Source organism: Nguyenibacter vanlangensis, assembly GCF_013376155.1.
Classification (GTDB): domain Bacteria; phylum Pseudomonadota; class Alphaproteobacteria; order Acetobacterales; family Acetobacteraceae; genus Gluconacetobacter; species Gluconacetobacter vanlangensis.
Window position 1 is genome coordinate 1 of the sequence record NZ_JABXXP010000524.1, and the last position, 2013, is coordinate 2013.

The 2013-nt window shown below is 70.0% G+C and carries 2 protein-coding genes; one reads left to right on the top strand and one right to left on the bottom strand.

Going from position 1 to position 2013, the window contains the following annotated elements:
• A partial coding sequence (locus HUK84_RS16155; protein WP_246285735.1) for a pyridoxal phosphate-dependent decarboxylase family protein occupies nt 1–718 on the top strand: 718 nt, incomplete at its 5' end.
• A gap of 10 nt (nt 719–728) precedes the next feature.
• On the opposite strand, the gene HUK84_RS16160 is transcribed toward HUK84_RS16155, so the two are convergent.
• The coding region (locus tag HUK84_RS16160) for a cobaltochelatase CobT-related protein (protein WP_176641199.1) at nt 729–2013 on the bottom strand (1285 nt) is incomplete at its 5' end.

Consider the following 2013-nt stretch of genomic DNA (forward strand, 5'->3'; position numbering starts at 1 on the left):
CGCCGCCATCGCGGCGCGCGACGGGCTCTGGTTCCATGTCGACGGCGCGTTCGGCGCCCTGGCCATGCTGTCGGACCGGCTGCGCCCGCAATTGCGCGGCCTGTCGCGTGCCGACAGCCTGGCCTTCGATTTCCACAAATGGGCCCAGGTCCCCTACGACGCCGGCTGCATCCTGGTCCGCGAACCCGGGCGCCAGGCCGCCGCCTTCGCGCAGTCGTTGGCCTATCTCTCGCGCGCCGACCGGGGCCTGGCGGCCAACGCCCCCTGGTTCTGCGACCTCGGGCCCGACCTGTCGCGCGGCTTCCGCGCGCTCAAGGTCTGGATGACCCTCGGCACGTACGGCACCGACCGCCTGGGCCGGATGGTCGAATCCTGCTGCGCGGCCGCCCGCCACCTGGCCGACCGCGTGGATGCCGAACCGATGCTCGAACGGCTGGCCCCGGTCGCGCTCAACATCGTCTGCTTCCGCGTACGGACCGGGGACACCGACCTGGACCGGCTGAACGGCGAACTGGTGAAGGACCTGCACGAATCCGGCATCGCCGCGCCATCGACGACGATGGTGGGCGGCATGCTGGCCATCCGCGCGGCCATCGTGAACCATCGCACGACGCCCCGCGACACCGACCGCATGATCGACGCGCTGCTCGGCTTCGCCGACACCCGCCTGGCCGATGTCCGCCCGACCGATACCGACCCGCCGGGCAAAAATCAGTAGGGCAGGGGGGTTAAGCCACCCCGCGGCGGCCCGTCGATGCGGATTTCTCGTCGAACAGTTCCGACAATTTCCGCATCATCGTGCCGCCCAGCTCCTCGGCGTCGGTAATCGTCACCGCGCGCCGGTAATAGCGCGTCACGTCATGGCCGATGCCGATGGCGATCAGCTCGATCATGCTGCGGTTTTCGATCTGCGCGATCACCTGCCGCAGATGCGTCTCCAGATAGGACCCGGGATTGACCGACAGGGTACTGTCATCCACCGGCGCGCCATCGGAAATCACCATCAGAATGCGCCGGCTTTCCGGACGGGCCTGCAGCCGCCGCGACGCCCACAGCAGCGCCTCGCCGTCGATGTTCTCCTTCAGCAGCCCCTCGCGCAGCATCAGGCCCAGATTCTTCCGCGCCCGCCGCCACGGCATGTCCGCCGCCTTGTAGACGATATGCCGCAGGTCGTTCAGCCGCCCGGGATGGCGCGGCTTGCCGTCCGCCACCCAGCGCTCGCGGCTCTGCCCGCCCTTCCACGCCCGGGTGGTAAAGCCCAGCACCTCGACCTTCACCGCGCAGCGCTCCAGCGTGCGCGCCAGGATATCGCCGCACATCGCCGCCACCGAAATCGGCCGCCCGCGCATCGACCCCGAGTTGTCGATCAGCAGCGTGACCACCGTATCGCGGAAATCCGTGTCCCGCTCATGCTTGTACGACAGCGACAGGGTCGGATTGACCACGACCCGCGACAGGCGCCCCGCATCCAGGATTCCCTCGTCCAGGTCGAATTCCCACGCCCGGGTCTGCTGCGCCAGCAGCCGCCGCTGCAGACGGTTCGCCAGCCGCGACACCACCCCCTGCAGGCTGATCAACTGGTGGTCCAGTTGCTGGCGCAGCCGCGTCAGTTCCTCGGGGTCGCACAGATCCTCCGCCGCGATCTCCTCGTCGAACGCGGTCGTATAGGGATGATAGGACAGCGCCGGGTCGGCCGCCTCCTTCTCGTCCGGCGCGCGCGGCCCGCCCGCTTCCTCCGACCCCGACGCGCTGGCCCCGTCCGATTCGTCGCCATCCTCGTCGCCCAGGCCGGCGCCCTGCGCCAGTTGGGGCTGCAGGCCGGTCTCGTCTTCCTCCTGGCTGCCGGACTCGTCGTCCTGCTGCTCGGGCTTGTCCGGGGCCTCGCTCTCCTCCTCCTCGTCCCGGTCGGACGGGGCGCTGTCGTCGCCCTCGGGCACTTCCTCGGTCTCGGCCTCGCCTTCGATCAGGTCGCACGCCACCAGCAGGCGCCGCGCCGCCCGCGCGAACGCCGCC